Here is a 15263-nt window from a genome sequence, read left to right as displayed (position 1 = left end):
GGGAGCACAATGCCGAGCCTCACCGGTCACCTCGAGTACTACACGCGGCACGGGATCAACCCGGTCCGGTACGACGTCGCCGACCCGCGGTTGCACTTCGAGCGCCGCGCGTCGCTGTACCGCACGCTCGGCGTCACCCCGCTCGCGGTCCGCGGGTCGCGGGTGCTGGAGGTCGCGCCCGGCACCGGGCAGAACAGCCTGTACCTCGCGGCGCAGCAACCCGCCAGCCTGACGCTCGTGGAGCCGAACCCGGCCGGCCAGCGCGACATCGCCGCGGTCTACGACAGCGCCGCCGGGGTGGTCCAGCCCCAGGTCGTCGCGTGCCGCCTGGAGGAGTTCGAGCCCGACGAGCCGTTCGACCTCGTGATCTGCGAGAACTGGCTCGGTGACTCGGACCACGAGCGCGGCCTGCTCCGCAAGCTCGGCACCCTCGTCGCCGACGGCGGGCTGCTGGTGGTGACGGCCGTGTCGCCGGTCGGCGTGCTGCCGAACCTCCTGCGCCGCGCACTGTGCAGCCGGCTGGTATCGGCCGGCGACTCATTTGCGGACCGCACCGCGGTCCTGAGCCGCGCGTTCGGGCCGCACCTGCGAACGGTCGGCGGGATGACCCGGAACGTGACCGACTGGGTCCACGACAACATGCTGAACCCGGCGTACCTCGGCGTGATCCTCACCGTGCCGATGGTGCTCGACGACCTCGGCGGCGGGTTCGACGCGCTCGGCACCAGCCCGCGGTTCGCGGCCGACTGGCGGTGGTTCAAGGGGCTGTGCGGGGAGAAGCGCGACTTCAACCGGCACCTGCGGGAGCAGTACCACTCCGAGTTGCACAACTTCCTCGACCACCGCACCGTGCTGCCGGCGCGCGACGCGGGCCGCAACCGGCAACTCGAAGCGGCGACGCTGGCGGTCGCCGGGACGCTCCGCCGGTGCGAGGCCGGTGAGGCCGACTGGGACGAACTGGAGACGGCCGTGAGGCGCGTGATGATCGGCATCGGCGACATGCCGGCGACGTGCTCCGCGGCGATCGACGAGTTCCTCGACGCCTTCGCCGCCCCGGTCCTGACTCCCGAAGCCGTCGCCGAGTTGCCGCACTTTGGCACGCTCTTCGGCCGCGAGACGCTGTACCTGTCGTTCGAGAAGCGGTGATCGGCGGACCGCAAACGAAGAAGCCCGCGGGCCGGTGCCCGCGGGCTTCTTGTGCATTGAAGCCGTCACTTCGGGCCGCAGCACAGCGCGAACAGGTAGTGGGCCATCGGCGTGAAGCCGGTGTGGACCACTTCGTCGTTCATGGAGAACAGGAACACGTTCTCGAAGTGCCGCTCCATCACGCGGCGGTACTCCTTCCCGTCCTTGCAGTTCACGTGCCCGGCCTTGCTGCCCTCGGAGGCGTAGGCCTGCGACTGGAGCGACGGCGAGCCGATCACCGCCGCGCCCGTGCGCGTCAGCGACCTGGCGATGTTCCGCACAAAGGTGTCTTCTTGCTCGGGGACGATGTGCTCGAACACGTCGAGCGAGTACGCGGCGTCGAACCCGCCCGGCGGCACGGGGCCGCTCAGGATGTCGTGGACGAGCGTGTCGCACTCCCAGCCGTCGGTCGCCATCCGCTCGCGGGCGTCGGCGAGGAACACCGGGTCGAAGTCGGTCGCCGTGACGGACCGCACCTCCTGCTGCACGAGCCGCGTGCCGAAGGCGTCGGCGCACCCGACCTCGACGACGCGGCCCTTCCCGCTCAGCATCTTCGCCACGAACTTGTAGCGGGCCAGCACGAACAGCAGGCCGCGGGGGTCGTCGCGCCACCGCTGGTTGCTCATGATGCCGAGCCGGGCGATCCCGTCGCTCAGCGCCATGTCCACTTCAAACTGGTACTGCGGCTCGCGGGTCCGCGGGTGCGCGGCGGGGGCGCGGGTGTCCATTTCGGGGCTCCTCGGAATCAGGCCGCGGCCGGCGGCTCGAAGTAGATGAACTCGTAGTCGCCGGTGTACCCGGCGCGGTCGAACAGCCAGGTCCAGCTCTCGGGCCGGAAGAACGTCTCGCACGTCAGCGCCCAGCACTGGAGGTTGAACAGCTCCTCGGTGGTGCGGAAGCTCTCGACCACCAGGAACCGGTTGCGGGCGACGCGCTGCATCTCGGTTAGTGCGCGAGCGACGTCCTGCGGCGGCAGGTTGTGCAGCGCGTTGATCGAGATCACGAGGTCGAACGACTGGTCCGCGTGCGGGAACGGGTCGCGGGCGTCGTGCTTGAACAGGTGCGGCCGCACCTCCTCCTTCGCCGTCTCCAGGCCGACCTCGGAGACGTCGAAGCCCGCCACGGTGCAGTCGGGAAGCAGTCGCTGGAACTCGTGGAGCAGGAACCCGCGGCCGCAGCCGACGTCGAGGATGCGGGCGTTCGCGGGAAGGGAGTAGGTCTGCACCAGCGCCTGCGCGACGACGCTCCAGCGGCCGTCGTACTTGTACCCGCCGTAGCCGTACCGGCGGTCGCCGTCCCAGTAGTCCCGGTCGAACCGCCGGGCGACGTCCGAGCAGTGGACCTTCGCGTCGGCCATGCGTGCGAGGTAATCACGCGCCGTGCGGCGGTGGAGTTGGTTCACGACGTTGAGCAACCGGCCCATGCATTCCTCGAACATTCGTTCAAATTGCCGCACCGCGAGCTGTCGAGGCCTCGCGTGAAGCGGTTGCGACGGGTCGGGGGGAGGGGTCTCCGCAATCGATGCCAGCTCCTCGCAAGCGATGCCAACTCCTCGCGAACGATCCTCGACTCCTCGCGAACGCCCCCCGGGCCGAGCCCGTAGAACCAAGAATTACGCCGAGACCCGGTGCCGGCGGGTGCGGGTCGCGCGGAGTTCCTGGACGGTCGCGGCGACCGCGTCGGCCGAGATCCCGTGCCGCCGCATCATCCCGGCCTGGTCCCCGTAGCCCGACGGAAACACGTCCGGGAACCCGATGCGGCGGAACTTGCGGTGCGACAGCAGGTCCGCTTCGGCGAGGTACTCGGCGACGGCGCTGCCGAGCCCGCCGATGACGCTGTGCTCCTCGACGGTCACGATCACCGGCACGCGCTCGGCGGCCGCGGCGAGCGCCTCGGTGTCGAGCGGCTTGATCGTCGGCATGTGCAGCACGGTCGCGTCCACGCCGGCGGCGGTGAGCTGGTCCGCGGCCGCGAGGCACACTTGCAGGCCGACGCCGGTGGTGACGATGAGCGCGTCGTGCCCGTCGCGCATCGGCACGGCCCGGCCGATCTGGAAGTCGCCCGTCTCGGTGGTGACCACCGGGTCGTGCCCCTTCGCGACGCGGACGTAGACCGGCCCATGGTGATCGACGGTCGCGCGAGTGGCCCGCTCCATCTCCTCGGCGTCGGCCGGGGCGATGATCGTCATGTTCGGGATCGCCCGCATGATCGCGATGTCGTCGGTCGCGAGGTGCGTCGGCCCGAGCGGGGCGTACACCACGCCGCCGCCGTTGGCGACGAGCCGCACGTTCGCGTTGTGCATCCCGAGGTCCACGACGACCTGCTCGTAGCACCGGCGGGTGAGGAACGTCGCGATCGTGTTCAGGTACACGACGCGGCCCTCCATCGCCATGCCCGCGGCGAGGCCGACGAGGTTCTGCTCGGCGACCCCCTCCATGAAGAACCGGTCGGGGCACGCGGCCTTGAAGTCGGCCATCACGCCGGCCCCGAGGTCGGACCCGACGAACACGATCCGCTCGTCGGTCCGGGCCAACTCGGTGATCGTCTTCAGGCACCGCTCACGCATGACTGCCCCCCTGCTTCGATGGCGGCCAGCAGGTTCTCGACCTCCTGGTCCGTCACCTTGTTCTTGTGGTGCCACTTCATGTTGTTCTCGGCGAACGCGGCGCCCTTGCCCTTGACCGTGTGCGCGATGATGGCGGTCGGCTTGTCCGGGTCGAGAGGCAGCGAGGTGAACAGCGTGCGGAGGTCCCCGACGTTGTGCCCGTCGACCTCGCGGACCGCGAACCCGAATGCCCGCCACTTGTCGGTGAACGGCTCCAGGTCCTGCACCTCGCGGGTGCTGCCGTACGCCTGGTGCTTGTTGTAATCCACGACCGCGGTGAGGTTCGCCATGCGGTGCTTGCCGGCGCACATCGCGGCCTCCCACACCGAGCCCTCGTTGCACTCGCCGTCGCCCAGCACCACGAACACCTTCGCGCTCGACTTCACGATCCGCAGGTGCAGCGCCATGCCCAGCCCGATGCTCAGCCCGTGGCCGAGCGCGCCGGTGCTGGCCTCGACGCCGGGCACCTTGGTCGCGTCCGGGTGGCCGCCGAGGATGCCGTCGGCGGCGCACACGCGGTCGAGTTCCGACACGGGGAAGTAGCCCTTGTCGGCGAGCAGCGCGTACAGCGCGAGGCACCCGTGCCCCTTGCTCAGGATGCACCGGTCGCGGTCGGGCCACTTGGGCCGCTTCGGGTCGAACCGCAGGACGTCGTCGTACAGCACCCGCAGGACGTCGATGGCGGAGAACGCCGAGCCGACGTGCCCGCGGCGCGCGCCCTTGAGCATGCGGACGACGAGCCGGCGGAGGTCCTGCGAACGCGCGTCGAGCGGCGGAGTTGTTGTGGTCATCATGCTGAGCGTCCTTGCTGTTACCGGAACCGGCCCGCGGGGTGCAGCCCCACGGCCGTCCGAAGTCGGCGGCGGATCATCCCGCCCGCCCACTGCACCTTCCCCATGACCCCCGGCGGCGCGGCCCGCAGCCGGGTGAGCTGGATCTCCTCGACGAGCCGGCGGTTCTCGGCCTCGAGGTCGGCCCGCCGCGCGATCACCTCGCGCCACGGGTCCTGCAGGAACACCGCGGCGAGTTCGCGCACCGCGGGGTCTTCGTCACTCGCGGCGAGCGACTCGTACACTTCGGGCGCGAAGCCCGCGAGCAACCCGAGGACGTTAGCCTCGCGCCGGTCGGCCCGGAGCGCCGCGGCGCGAAGCAGGTCCGGCCCGAAGTGGCACGCGGCCCCATTCCTGCGGAAGTACGGCGAAACGTCGGCGTACTCGGGCGACACCAACAGGTCGAGCAGTGCGCCGAGGATGCGGACGTTCTCGGCCCCGGGCCGGCTGTTGGTCGCGTAGGAGCCGCGGTGCAGCACGTGGACCCCGAGCGTCTCGGGGATGTGGACCGCACCGTGCCGGAACGCGACCACGAGGAACGCGAACCAGTCGGAGTACCACGCGAGTTCGCTGCGGTAGCCGCCCGCGGCCCGGACCGCATCGGCCCGCACCACAATCGCGCTGACCGGCAGCGTGTGCCACACGCGGCGGCACACGTCGTCCGGCGCGAAGTACGTCGGCTGGTCGCACCAGCCCGGGTCGTTCACCACGAGCGGACCGTCGTCGCCGTCGGTGCAGGAGCCGTGCGCCACGCACACGCCCGCCTGCGGGTGCCGCTCGAACTCGCGGACCGCCTTGGCGACGAACCCCGGCAGGACGTAGTCGTCGGCGGCACCGGGGAGGACGTACCGCCCGGTCGCGAGCGCGAACCCGTGGTTGTAGCTCGCGGTGACACCGCGGTGGCACTCGTTCTTCACGAGCCGAACGCTCGGGTGCCTCGCGGCATACCGTTCGAGCACCTTGAGGCTGTCGTCGGTCGAGGCGTCGTCGAGGACGATCACCTCCCGCGGGGGGAGCGACTGCGACAGCACCGCGTCCAGCGCCCGCGGCAGGAGCCGGGCGTGGTTGCGGTTCGCCATCACGACGCTGAGGTCCGCGGTGCGCATCTGAGCTGTCCGGCCCGAGTTTGCGGTACTGAGTCGTTCGCCTCACGCGGGCCGCCACGGAGGGCGGCCCCTACAAATCAAAAGCAAATCTCTGGTAGGGGCCGCCCTCCGTGGCGGCCCGCCAGCCGCCGATAACAACAGCCAGTCAGCGTCGGCCTCACCCCACCTGCCGCTGCGACGCGAGGTAGGCGTTCATGGTCTTGATGTTGAAGTACCGCGGGTCGGTGAGCGAGTTCGGCACCCGGCCGGCCTGGAACGCGGCGACCAGTTCGCGGACCGCGTCGGGCACCGTGTACCGCGGGGTCCAGCCGAGCTCGCGGCGGATCTTCTCGCTGGAGACGTGGTACGACCGCAGGTCGTTCGTCGGCGACGTGACGATCTTCACGTCCTCGCCGACCTCGCTCCGCACCAGTTCGGCGATCGCGTTGATCGACAGGTTCTGCCACCCGGCGTTGTAGATCTTGCGGTCGATCTTCGCGGCGGGCCACCGGAGCGACTGAACGTACAGGTCGGTCATGTCCTGGATGTGCAGGTTCGGCCGCCGCTGCACCCCACCGAACACTGTGATCTCGCGCTTGTGGAAGGCGAGGTTCGTGAGGATGTTCACCGACAGGTCGAGCCGCAGCCGCGGGGAGTACCCGCACACGGTCGCGGGCCGCAGGGTGAGCGTCGTGAACCCGGGCTCGCTCTCCCGCTGGAGCACGTCCTCGCACATCGCCTTGTACTTCGAGTAGTCCGTCAGCGGCTTCAGCTCCAGCTCCTCGGTGACGTTCTCCTCGTCCTTGATGCCGTACACGCTCGACGACGAGGCGTAGATGAACCGCTGCACGCCGTGCTTCTTCGAGAGCTTCACGAGCGGCAGGAAGGCGTCGTAGTTGATCGACTTGCCGAGCAGCGGGTCCAGCTCGAAGCTCGGGTCGTTCGACACGCACGCGAGGTGGATCACCGCGGTGCAGCCGGCCAGAGCCTTGTCGAGCGCGTGCTTGTCGCGGAGATCGGCCCGCACCAGCGAGAAGTTCGGGTGGCTGCGGACCGCGGCGAGCGGCTCGGTGCCGAAGTAGCAGGCGTCGTACGCCTTGACCGCGTGGCCCGCGGCCAGGAGCTTCGGCACGAGGACCGCGCCAACGTACCCCGCGCCGCCCGTGACCAGGACCGTAAACTTTTCGGCTTCGTTCATGTTGTCATCCGTGACTGACGGGAACGGTACTCAAGCGCTTCTCATTGGTTCCGGGTGACAGGCACACCCCTCGTCCGGAACCATCCTGAAGTCCGGAATCAACCACACTTGTCCGTAATAAAGATCGTTACGACGTCTTTTGCTGTTCGGGCAACAGTCGCAACTGCTATCATTCCAATGCGTTGTGCGCGTCACGTGCGATCCGAAACCGAGCCGAACCCGGGCTCGCGTCGTTTCGGATGACCGGAATCATCCCTTCGGGGGAACCCGCACGGCCTTCACGCGGCGGTCGCCGCCACTTCCGCCGCCGACGCGGACCTTCTTCTTCCGCGGGAGCGGGTCGAGCGGCTCGGCCGCGGCCTTCGTGTGCATCTTCAGCAGGCACTCGACGTGGCGGAACAGCGGGACGCGCTCGATCGACCGCTGGTTCCCCAGAATGGCGACCGCTTCCGCCCCGACGACGTTGCCGAGGAACGCGGTCACCTCCGGCGGGGCGTCCATCGCGGCGCACAGCGAGGTCGCGCACAGCACGGCGTCGCCGGCCCCGACCCGGTCCACGATCTTCGTCGCCAGCGCCGGCACCCGGGTGAACCGGTCCGGGGTGGTGTGGAACAGCGTGCCGAGGCTGCCCCGGGTGATCATGACGCGGGGGCAGTCGAGCTTCTGCGAAACGTGCTCGGCCATCTCCTCGGGCGTGAGCTGCTGGTTGCGGGTCTCCAGGGCGACCTCGCGCTGCGCGAGGCAGACGTAGTCCGCCCGCGGGTACTTCGAGACCATGTTGAAGCCGTGGTTCCCGGCGTTCGACTGCGTGTTCACCGCGAGGAACCGCGAGCCGCGGCACAGCACGTCGATGGCGGCCGGCGAGAGCATCCCGTGGCCGTAGTCGGCGACGACCACGAGGTCGTAGTTCGGCAGCAGCTTCTGGAGCCGCGCGCACAGGTCCGCGTCCGCACGCGCGTCGAGCGGCGCGTCGTTCATGCGGTACACCTCGAACATCTTCTGCGAAAGGTACTTCTCGACGAACCGCTGCTTCACGATGGTCGGCGACCCGGGCTTCTCGACGAAGTGCGGGGTGACGTTCGCCTTGAGCACCCCGCGGACGAACGGCTCCTCGTCGCCCCCCTCGCCGAGTTGCGTGAACACGTCGACCTGGTTGACGAACCCGGCGAGGTGGTTGGCGCACGCCAGCACGCCGCCGCCGAAGCGGTCGGTGCCGAGGAACCGGCTCGCCAGCACGGGCTCCTTGCCCGACTTGCCGATCGCCTCGCAGTACGTGTACTCGTCAATGATCGTCTCGCCGACGACCAGCACGCGGAGGTCCTCGGCGGCCCGGAGCGGGGCGAGCACCTCGTCGGCCCCGTACCGCCCGGCGAACGCCGAGAGGTAGTCCTTGACCGCGTCGGGGTACGGCGACAGGTACTGGTTGATGAGGCCCGACGAGCTGTAGACGATGTCTTCGGTGAACGCGACCTCGCCGCCGACGTCGCGGACCGCCTCGGCCTCGCGGGCGACGTGGCCGATCGTGTCGGACAGGCCGCGGAACTCGCTCCCCTTGGCGAATACGCTCGGCTTCAAGAGGCGGATCGTCTCGACGGCGCTGGGCCAGCGGTTGACGGCGACGTGGTCGACGCACCCGAGCGACGCGAGGAACTCGGCCCGCAGGTTCTCGGGGAACGCCGGCCGGCCAATCCCCTTGTTCACGAACCGGTCGGGGGTGAGGGTGACGACGAGCACGTCGCCGAGCTTCTTGGCCTCTTCGAAGTGCCGCACGTGGCCGATGTGGAGCAGGTCGAACACGCCGTGGCAGTGGACCACGCGGCGGCCGCGGTCGCGGTGCCCGGCCAGAACGTCGGCGAGGTCGTCGAGGGGCAGGATCTTGCCGTCGGGTGCCATGCGTGCGGTTCCTTGCACGGGCCGGCCGCGTCGTGCGGTCGTTGTTCGGGCGGAGTATCAGCGTTCCCAGAGTTTAGGCGGCGCGCCGGGGCGAAAAAAAGCCCAACTTCGCGGACCGGGGGAAATCCCCTGCGGCGGTCCCGCGAGCGGCGCGACGCGAGCCCGCCGGTTGAGCGGAACCCACCGGTGGGTCGCGCCGCTCGTACCCTACTTCACGAACGGCAGCTTGCCCTCGCCGCGGGGCTTCGGCTTCGCGTACCCGCCGACCTTTTCGTACACGCGGACGTAGTCGACCTGCATCTCGGCGGGGAACGCGGTGGTCTTGTCCGGCTTGCCGAGGAACTTCCCGCCCACGGCGACGTTCATGATCAGGTAGAACGGCTGGTCGAACGGGGCCGGCCACGGGTTCAGGTCGCCCTCGCCCTTCGGCTTCTGCCCCTTCCCGCCGTCGGCCCTGCTGCTGCTCCACCAGAACGTCTGGGCCGCGTACGGCTTGCCGTCGACGAGCCACTTGATCTCGCCCGGCTCCCACTCGACCGCGTACACGTGGAAGTCGGCGATGGTGCCCCCGTCGGGGAAGACGAACTCCGTGCCGCTGTGCGTGTTCGCCGGCCAGCGCGCCCCGTGGTGGAGCGTGCCGAGCACCTTGGTCGGCTCCTGGCCGCGGGCCTCCATCACGTCGATCTCGCCCGACGCCGGCCACGGCCCGTACTTCTCGTCCTGCGGGAGCATCCACAGGGCCGGCCACACGCCGCGGCCGGTCGGCAGCTTCGCCCGGAACTCAAACCGGCCGTAGGTCTGGCTGAACAGGGCGCTCCCGTCGCGCTTCCTCGACCGCAGCCGGGCCGAGGTGTACCCGCACCCGTGCAGCGACTCCTTGACGGCCCGGATGCGGAGGACGCCGTCCTTGACCGAGGCGTTCTCCGGCTCGCGGGTGTAGTACTGCAGTTCCTCGTTGCCCCACCCGGCGATCCACTGGTTCGCGTCGTAGTTGAAGAACCCGTTGCCGGTGTCGAAGTCCCACTTCGCGGGGTCGATCCCCTTCCCGTCGAACTCGTCGCCCCAGGTGAGCTTCCACCCGTCCGGGGCCGGGGCGGGTTCCGGGGCGGGCCGCCCGCGTGCGGCGGGGAGCAGCGCCGCGACGCCGAGCGCGAGGGTGCAAGCCAGGAAGAGTCCGCGGCGCATGATCGTCCTTCGGATGTGGGGGAGTGCGGGCGGGGCGGCTGGTCAGGTCTTCAGCTTATAACCCTTGCCGCGGACGTGCGCCACGTCGTCCATCTCGCCGAGGTGCTTCTTGACGATCGCCGGGAAGTCGGCGCTCGACGTCTTGTACCCGCCGGACCTCACGCGGGCGGCGACGGCGGGGCCGGTGAGCGGGCCGCGGGCGGCGCGGAGCGCCTTGCGGATCTCGTCCTTCAGCGTCGTGGCCTTCGGGCCGGGCGGCACCGTGACGCGCGCCGCGGTCGCGGGGACCGGCGGGGCCGCGGGCGCGGCGCCCGCGTCGGGCCGGCCGTTGAACCGGTGGAGCGCGGCCGTCATCGACCGCTCGACGAGGGCGATGTCGCTCTCGACGGCGCGGAGCTGCGCGCGGAGTTCGTCGCGCTGCTGCTGGAGTTCCGCGAGCCGCTCGCGCTGGCGGCGGAGGTGGTCGATCTCCTGCTCCCGCTCGCGGAGCAACTGCTCCTGGTTCTGGATCTGGGCGTCGAAGTGGTTCAGCAGGTCGCTCATCTGGTGTGGCTCGGGGGAACGGGAGCCGTCGGGCGGGTGCTTCAAGTGTCCCGCGGGCGTCCGACGAATCAAGCCCGTACCATTCTATCCCCCCGGGTGCCGGCCCGGGGTCCGCGGACAGCCGTCACCCCCGGTACAACGCTCCCCGCCCGCGAAGTTCGCCGCGCCCCCCCGCGTCGCCGGACCGCCCCGGGCGCAGTCCGCGTTGACGCCGGCACGCGGTTTCGGCTATTTACCCGGCGAGTTCGCACACACCTTCAGGCTCACGGAAGGGCCGCCATGCAGACCAGCGCGTCCCGATCGCCCGCCCCGCCCCCGGCCCTGACCTGGGAAGAGACGCACTGCCTGCTGTGCGGCCGCGACGAGGCGACCCCGCTCGCCGAGGCGACCGACCCGACCCCCGCCAGCGGCCCCGGCCTGCGGTTCGCGGTGGTCCGGTGCCGGCACTGCTCGCTGACGTACACGAACCCCCGCCCATCGGCCGACACCATCGGCGGCTTCTACCCGCCGGGGTACGCCCCGCACGACCCGAAGGCGACTGACCGCGGGGCCGGGCTCCCGTCGCGGTTGCAGAGCCGAATCCTGGGCCACCCCTGCCCCGAGCGCCGCGGGCTGCTGCCGCTGAAGCCGCCGGGCCGCCTGCTCGACTTCGGGTGCGGCGGTGGCAGCTACCTCACGCGGATGGCCGAACTCGGCTGGACGGTGACGGGCCTCGACTGCTCGCCGGACGCCGTGCGGACGGTCCGCGAGAAGCTCGGCCACGCGGCGCACCTCGGCACGCTCCCGCACCCGGACCTCGCGCCCGGCTCGTTCGAGGTGGTGACGCTGTGGCAGGCGCTGGAGCACGTCCACAAGCCGGTGGAGGTGCTGCGCGAGGCGTACAAGCTGCTGGTGCCGGGCGGGTGCCTGGTGGCGGCGGTGCCGAACTGGGACAGCTACGCCCGGAGTTGGTTCGGCGAGCACTGGTTCGGTATGGACCTGCCGCGGCACCTGACGCACTTCACCCCGGCGACGCTCCGCACGACGCTGCAAGCGGCCGGCTTCCGGGTCAGTGCGGTACGCGGGCTGACGCACGCCGGTTGGATCCGCTCGAGCGCCCGGCGCACGACCGCCGCGGGTGCGGGCGGCTCCGGGGCGAAGCTCCTGCGCTGGCGACCGCTGGCCCGCCTCGCGGCCTGGGCCGCCTACGCGCTCGGCGGTGCGGACTGCATCGTCGCCGTCGGCGAGCGCCCGAAGTAAGCAGTAGGTGCGGCGTCGGCGGTAGGGTGCGTCGAGCCGCGCTTCGCGGCGAGCCGCACCGTGGGGCACAGGCGTATCTCCCGTCTTTCGAGCCACGGGGCTTGCCCCGTGGTGTTCCGTCCTTCCATGCACCACGGGGGCGAGCCCCGTGGCTCGGAAGGCCACGACCACACCACACCCCGCCTTCGTCTCACGGTGCGGCTCGGCCGCAGAGCCGGCCTCGACGCACCCTACCCCTTGCCCAAGACCAGATCGACGACCCAGCACCCGCGGACGTGCGGCCCCGGCCGACGTTTCTCATCGTCTAGCGGAGCACTGCCGCCAGTAAAATCAGGCCGAACACTAACGCTAAACATGCAACACACCGGAGGAAGAGGTAGCCGTGGTCAGCGGACACCGGAATCTTCGATCCCGCCATTCCACCGAAGACGCATCCGGCAACCCCACAGACGAACCCTGAACAATTGCAGAGCGTGTCAAAGGTCTCGGCCGCGTCGCCACCACCGCCCGCCCAACACTCGCCTGGGATTACTGCAAGCACGCCGTAGACGCCGAAGAGCAGCCCTCCACCAGCACCCCAACAACCACAGAAGAGGATAAGGCCCACACGACCGACGGCCGCGAGCGTTCCGGGCGCTGAGAGCAAACCGGTTGGGAACATCCGTGTTCACCTCTGCTTCTCAAGGATGACGAATACAGCGATGACCTCCGCTCACGGGGTTGCGACACGACCCGCCTCACCGGATCACGTCTTTCAGGTCGAGCACCTGGGCGGTGGCGGTGCTGTTGCCGAAGGTCTTGTGGTCCTTGAAGGTCCAGACAACCTTCTTGTCGCGGGTCACCTCGATGAGCTGCGGTTGGTCCGGGCCGGCGTGGCAGTTCCCGATGATGACGTTGCCGTTCGGCAGCGCCTGAACGGTCGTCACCCACGCCAGCGTGATGCCCGGCAGCTCCTTCTGGTCGACGCTCCACACGACCTTGCCGTCCTTGTCGACTTCGACGACGCGGTTGTTGTTCCCGCCGCCGATGAGCGTGTTGCCGCTCTTCAGCCGCACGGCGCTGTACACCTCGGTGCCGTGCCCCTCCGGCCCGTGCCCGCCCGACCGCGGCCGGTCGTTCAGGTCGAGCTTGTACTCCCACACCACCTTGCCCGACCCGTCGTACTCGCGGACGCACCCGTCGCCCTCGTGCGCCACGAGGTAGTTGCCGGTGTCGAGCTTGCGGGCGTTGCGGGTGTCGCGGTGCGGGTCCGGCTTGTTCACCGTGAGCGGAACCTCCTTCACGACCTTGCCGTCCCGGTCCACCTCGACGATGCGCTTGTTGCCGGTCTCGACCACCATCGTGTTCCCGTCGGCGAGCCGCTGGCAGGCATGAACCTCGACGCGGCCCTTGTTGCCCGGCGTCGGCTTCGCCTCGTACTTCCAGACGACCTCCTTCTTCGGGTTCACTTCACTCACCGCAGCCCCGCCCGAGTTGAACAGGACGTTGCCGTTCGGGAGCATCTGGATGTCGTGCGCGTTGTGCTTGCACTCGACCTCCCACTCGACCTTGCCGTCGGGGCCGACGATGGCGATGTGGCCCCGGTCCTGGGCGAGCACGCGGTACTTGGGTGCGTCTTGTGCGGCGGCCGCGAGGGAGAACGCGAGTGCGACCGCGGAGAGGAGGAATCGCATGGGTGGAACCTCGGGAAAGAGGGAACGCGGATCAAGGCATGAAGAGATTGGCCGCAAAAAAGCACAGAAGGCACAAAAGAAGACGTTGATGACGAAACCCGTGCTTCGGGTCTCGTGTCATTCCTCCTTTTGTGGCTTTTGTGCCTTGTTGCGGCCAATCTGTCTTCGATCTTCTTCATCCGCCGAGCGCGTCGAGCGCCGCCTTCAGTTTAGCCCCGGCGTCGGGGCGGACCATGCGAACGAACGCGATCTTGCCCACGAGCCAGGCGCGGAAGTTCGGCCGACCGTCGCGGTTCTGCGCCTCCAGACCCTCGCTCTTGGCACGGTGCAGGATCGCACGCAGGCGGCGCAGCTCGTCGCGGTCGATCGACGGCTTGTCGTTCACCACCACGCCCGTCACCGTCTGCGCCGCCCCGCGGCGCATCACGCGCGTCTTCTTCTCGTTGACGGTGAACCCTTCCTCCTGCGCGACGTGCCGCACCTTCGCGAGCAACCAGCCGGTCTTGCTCGTGAGTTCCTCGCCGCCCGAGAACGTCAGGTCGTCGGCGTAGCGGGTGTAGGTGAGGCCGAGCTTCGCCGCGACGCCCATCAAGCGCCGGTCGAGCTTTCGTGCGACCTGGTTGGAAAGCGCAGGACTCGTCGGCGCGCCCTGCGGGAGGCCGCGGGGGCCGGTCGCCGCCTCGTACTTCACCCCGGCGTAGGTGACCGCCGCCCGCGGGCACTCGGTGCAGAGCAGTGCGAGGACGGTCGCGACGCTGCCCGAGTAGCCGTAGCGCTCGAAGACGGCCCGCACCCGCGGGAACACGACCGACGGGAAGAAGTTCTCCAGGTCGAGGTTCACGACCGCCGTCTTGCCGACGTGCGGGCTCGCGTTCGAGACGATCCCGCGGCCGGCGACGAACCCGTGCGCCGCCTCCGTCACCGGGAACCGCGAGGCGATGTTCGCGAGGATCGCGTGCTGCGCGGCCTTGAGCGTCTGGTGCGGGGCGGCGAGGGTCCGCATTCCCCCGGACTTCTTCGGCACCTGGAACTTGACGTAGTGCGTGCGGGTGGCGACGTCGGTGTGGAACGCGAGCCAGCGGAGTTGCTTGATGGTGAGGTTCAGGAACGTCGCGACGTCGGCCGGCGCGTGCATTACCGGTAAGCCGCGCTCGGCGAGCTTCGCCTCGTCGCTGAGCCGCAGGTGCAGCTTCCCCGAGACGCCGCGGCCCAGGAAGATGATGTCGGTCTCGCGGCGCAGCTTCACCGCCTCGATACGTTGCTTCTTCTTCTCGACCGACTCGGCCTTCTTCTGCGCCTTGCGGCGCTCTTTCTCGGCGCGGTACGCCTTCACCGCCGCTTCGCCCGCAAGCCCCGCGGCCGCGGCCATCCCCGACTCGGTCGGCTTGACCGCCTCGTACTCGTCGCCGACGCGGTGGATCTCGGTGAGGTCTTCCGAGCTAAGCAAGCCGTTGGTGACGAGCGCGCGATCGATGAGCTGCGTCCGCGGGTCGCTCGCCGGCGGGATGATGCTCGGCCGGCCGAACTGGAACGCCGTCGAGAGCAGGTTCCCCTTCCCCGCCGCGTCGACGATCTCGGCCCGCGTGACCGGCAGGAACTCACTGCTCATCGGGTCGGCCGCGGGTGCCTTTGGCGCTGCGGGCGCGCTCGCGGCCGGCACTGGTGCCGGCGAGCGGGGGGCGTCAGCCCCCCGAGGTTCGGGCTGTGGTTGGGGCGCGAGCGGCTCGCTCTCGGGGGTGCGCTTGCGGCGGAACAGCCAGTCGAACGCGCTCATGAAGCACCCAACTGGCGAACCCTGAGCGCGAGCGAGGGGGTAACGTTACCCCC

13 protein-coding genes are annotated in these 15263 nt (G+C 69.7%); 2 read left to right on the top strand and 11 right to left on the bottom strand.

Annotation, left to right across the window (positions count from 1 at the left end; translation table 11 throughout):
• Positions 1-9: 9 nt before the first annotated feature.
• Positions 10-1146 (top strand): class I SAM-dependent methyltransferase, encoded by a 1137-nt coding sequence (locus ACTIGN_RS26965; RefSeq protein WP_439629711.1) that lies wholly within the window; start codon positions 10-12, stop codon positions 1144-1146.
• Between the two features lie 65 nt (positions 1147-1211).
• On the opposite strand, the gene ACTIGN_RS26960 is transcribed toward ACTIGN_RS26965, so the two are convergent.
• The 9 genes from ACTIGN_RS26960 to ACTIGN_RS26920 all read right to left on the bottom strand — a co-directional run bounded on the left by ACTIGN_RS26960 (position 1212) and on the right by ACTIGN_RS26920 (position 10524).
• Positions 1212-1913, bottom strand: a complete 702-nt coding sequence (locus ACTIGN_RS26960) for a class I SAM-dependent methyltransferase (protein WP_439629709.1) — start codon at positions 1911-1913, stop codon at positions 1212-1214.
• 17 nt (positions 1914-1930) lie between these two features.
• A complete protein-coding gene (locus ACTIGN_RS26955; RefSeq protein ID WP_439629707.1) occupies positions 1931-2608 on the bottom strand; it encodes a class I SAM-dependent methyltransferase in 678 nt (225 codons plus the stop codon).
• Positions 2609-2797: 189 nt separating this feature from the next.
• On the bottom strand, positions 2798-3751 hold the full coding sequence (locus tag ACTIGN_RS26950) for a transketolase family protein (protein ID WP_439629705.1): 954 nt from the start codon (positions 3749-3751) through the stop codon (positions 2798-2800).
• Positions 3733-4581: a transketolase gene (locus ACTIGN_RS26945; RefSeq protein ID WP_439629755.1), complete on the bottom strand. Its 849-nt coding sequence runs from the start codon at positions 4579-4581 to the stop codon at positions 3733-3735. Before ACTIGN_RS26945 ends, ACTIGN_RS26950 begins: the two co-directional genes overlap by 19 nt.
• Before the next feature lie 20 nt (positions 4582-4601).
• The gene (locus ACTIGN_RS26940) at positions 4602-5726 is read right to left on the bottom strand and encodes a glycosyltransferase family 2 protein (protein ID WP_439629703.1); all 1125 of its coding nucleotides are present in this window, start codon (positions 5724-5726) and stop codon (positions 4602-4604) included.
• 157 nt (positions 5727-5883) lie between these two features.
• Positions 5884-6903: an NAD-dependent epimerase/dehydratase family protein gene (locus ACTIGN_RS26935; RefSeq protein ID WP_439629701.1), complete on the bottom strand. Its 1020-nt coding sequence runs from the start codon at positions 6901-6903 to the stop codon at positions 5884-5886.
• A gap of 249 nt (positions 6904-7152) precedes the next feature.
• A complete protein-coding gene (locus ACTIGN_RS26930) occupies positions 7153-8796 on the bottom strand; it encodes a PfkB family carbohydrate kinase (protein ID WP_439629699.1) in 1644 nt (547 codons plus the stop codon).
• A gap of 207 nt (positions 8797-9003) precedes the next feature.
• Entirely contained in the window at positions 9004-9981 is a 978-nt protein-coding gene (locus ACTIGN_RS26925) for a glycoside hydrolase family 16 protein (protein WP_439629697.1), read from the bottom strand.
• 42 nt (positions 9982-10023) lie between these two features.
• On the bottom strand, positions 10024-10524 hold the full coding sequence (locus ACTIGN_RS26920; protein ID WP_439629695.1) for a hypothetical protein: 501 nt from the start codon (positions 10522-10524) through the stop codon (positions 10024-10026).
• A 279-nt stretch (positions 10525-10803) separates the two neighbouring features.
• On the opposite strand from ACTIGN_RS26920, the gene ACTIGN_RS26915 reads away from it, so the two are divergent.
• The gene (locus tag ACTIGN_RS26915; protein ID WP_439629693.1) at positions 10804-11763 is read left to right on the top strand and encodes a class I SAM-dependent methyltransferase; all 960 of its coding nucleotides are present in this window, start codon (positions 10804-10806) and stop codon (positions 11761-11763) included.
• Positions 11764-12500: 737 nt separating this feature from the next.
• Here ACTIGN_RS26915 and ACTIGN_RS26910 read toward each other — a convergent pair.
• On the bottom strand, positions 12501-13436 hold the full coding sequence (locus tag ACTIGN_RS26910) for a beta-propeller domain-containing protein (protein WP_439629691.1): 936 nt from the start codon (positions 13434-13436) through the stop codon (positions 12501-12503).
• A gap of 175 nt (positions 13437-13611) precedes the next feature.
• Positions 13612-15210, bottom strand: coding sequence for a reverse transcriptase family protein (locus tag ACTIGN_RS26905; protein ID WP_439629689.1), 1599 nt, complete (start codon positions 15208-15210; stop codon positions 13612-13614).
• Positions 15211-15263: the final 53 nt, after the last annotated feature.

It is taken from the genome of Gemmata sp., assembly GCF_051859125.1.
Lineage (GTDB): Bacteria > Planctomycetota > Planctomycetia > Gemmatales > Gemmataceae > Gemmata.
Note: the sequence above shows the minus strand (reverse complement) of the source record. Positions and strands in the feature narration are given on the sequence as shown.

Excerpts from the sequence above, each read along its gene's own strand:
- ACTIGN_RS26910 (WP_439629691.1), bottom strand. The coding sequence starts at position 13,436 with ATGCGATTCCTCCTCTCCGCGGTCGCACTCGCGTTCTCCCTCGCGGCC.
- ACTIGN_RS26940 (WP_439629703.1), bottom strand. The coding sequence starts at position 5,726 with ATGCGCACCGCGGACCTCAGCGTCGTGATGGCGAACCGCAACCACGCC.
- ACTIGN_RS26945 (WP_439629755.1), bottom strand. The coding sequence starts at position 4,581 with ATGACCACAACAACTCCGCCGCTCGACGCGCGTTCGCAGGACCTCCGC.
- ACTIGN_RS26950 (WP_439629705.1), bottom strand. The coding sequence starts at position 3,751 with ATGCGTGAGCGGTGCCTGAAGACGATCACCGAGTTGGCCCGGACCGAC.
- ACTIGN_RS26955 (WP_439629707.1), bottom strand. The coding sequence starts at position 2,608 with ATGGGCCGGTTGCTCAACGTCGTGAACCAACTCCACCGCCGCACGGCG.
- ACTIGN_RS26905 (WP_439629689.1), bottom strand. The coding sequence starts at position 15,210 with ATGAGCGCGTTCGACTGGCTGTTCCGCCGCAAGCGCACCCCCGAGAGC.
- ACTIGN_RS26915 (WP_439629693.1), top strand. The coding sequence starts at position 10,804 with ATGCAGACCAGCGCGTCCCGATCGCCCGCCCCGCCCCCGGCCCTGACC.
- ACTIGN_RS26965 (WP_439629711.1), top strand. The coding sequence starts at position 10 with ATGCCGAGCCTCACCGGTCACCTCGAGTACTACACGCGGCACGGGATC.
- ACTIGN_RS26920 (WP_439629695.1), bottom strand. The coding sequence starts at position 10,524 with ATGAGCGACCTGCTGAACCACTTCGACGCCCAGATCCAGAACCAGGAG.
- ACTIGN_RS26960 (WP_439629709.1), bottom strand. The coding sequence starts at position 1,913 with ATGGACACCCGCGCCCCCGCCGCGCACCCGCGGACCCGCGAGCCGCAG.
- ACTIGN_RS26930 (WP_439629699.1), bottom strand. The coding sequence starts at position 8,796 with ATGGCACCCGACGGCAAGATCCTGCCCCTCGACGACCTCGCCGACGTT.
- ACTIGN_RS26925 (WP_439629697.1), bottom strand. The coding sequence starts at position 9,981 with ATGCGCCGCGGACTCTTCCTGGCTTGCACCCTCGCGCTCGGCGTCGCG.
- ACTIGN_RS26935 (WP_439629701.1), bottom strand. The coding sequence starts at position 6,903 with ATGAACGAAGCCGAAAAGTTTACGGTCCTGGTCACGGGCGGCGCGGGG.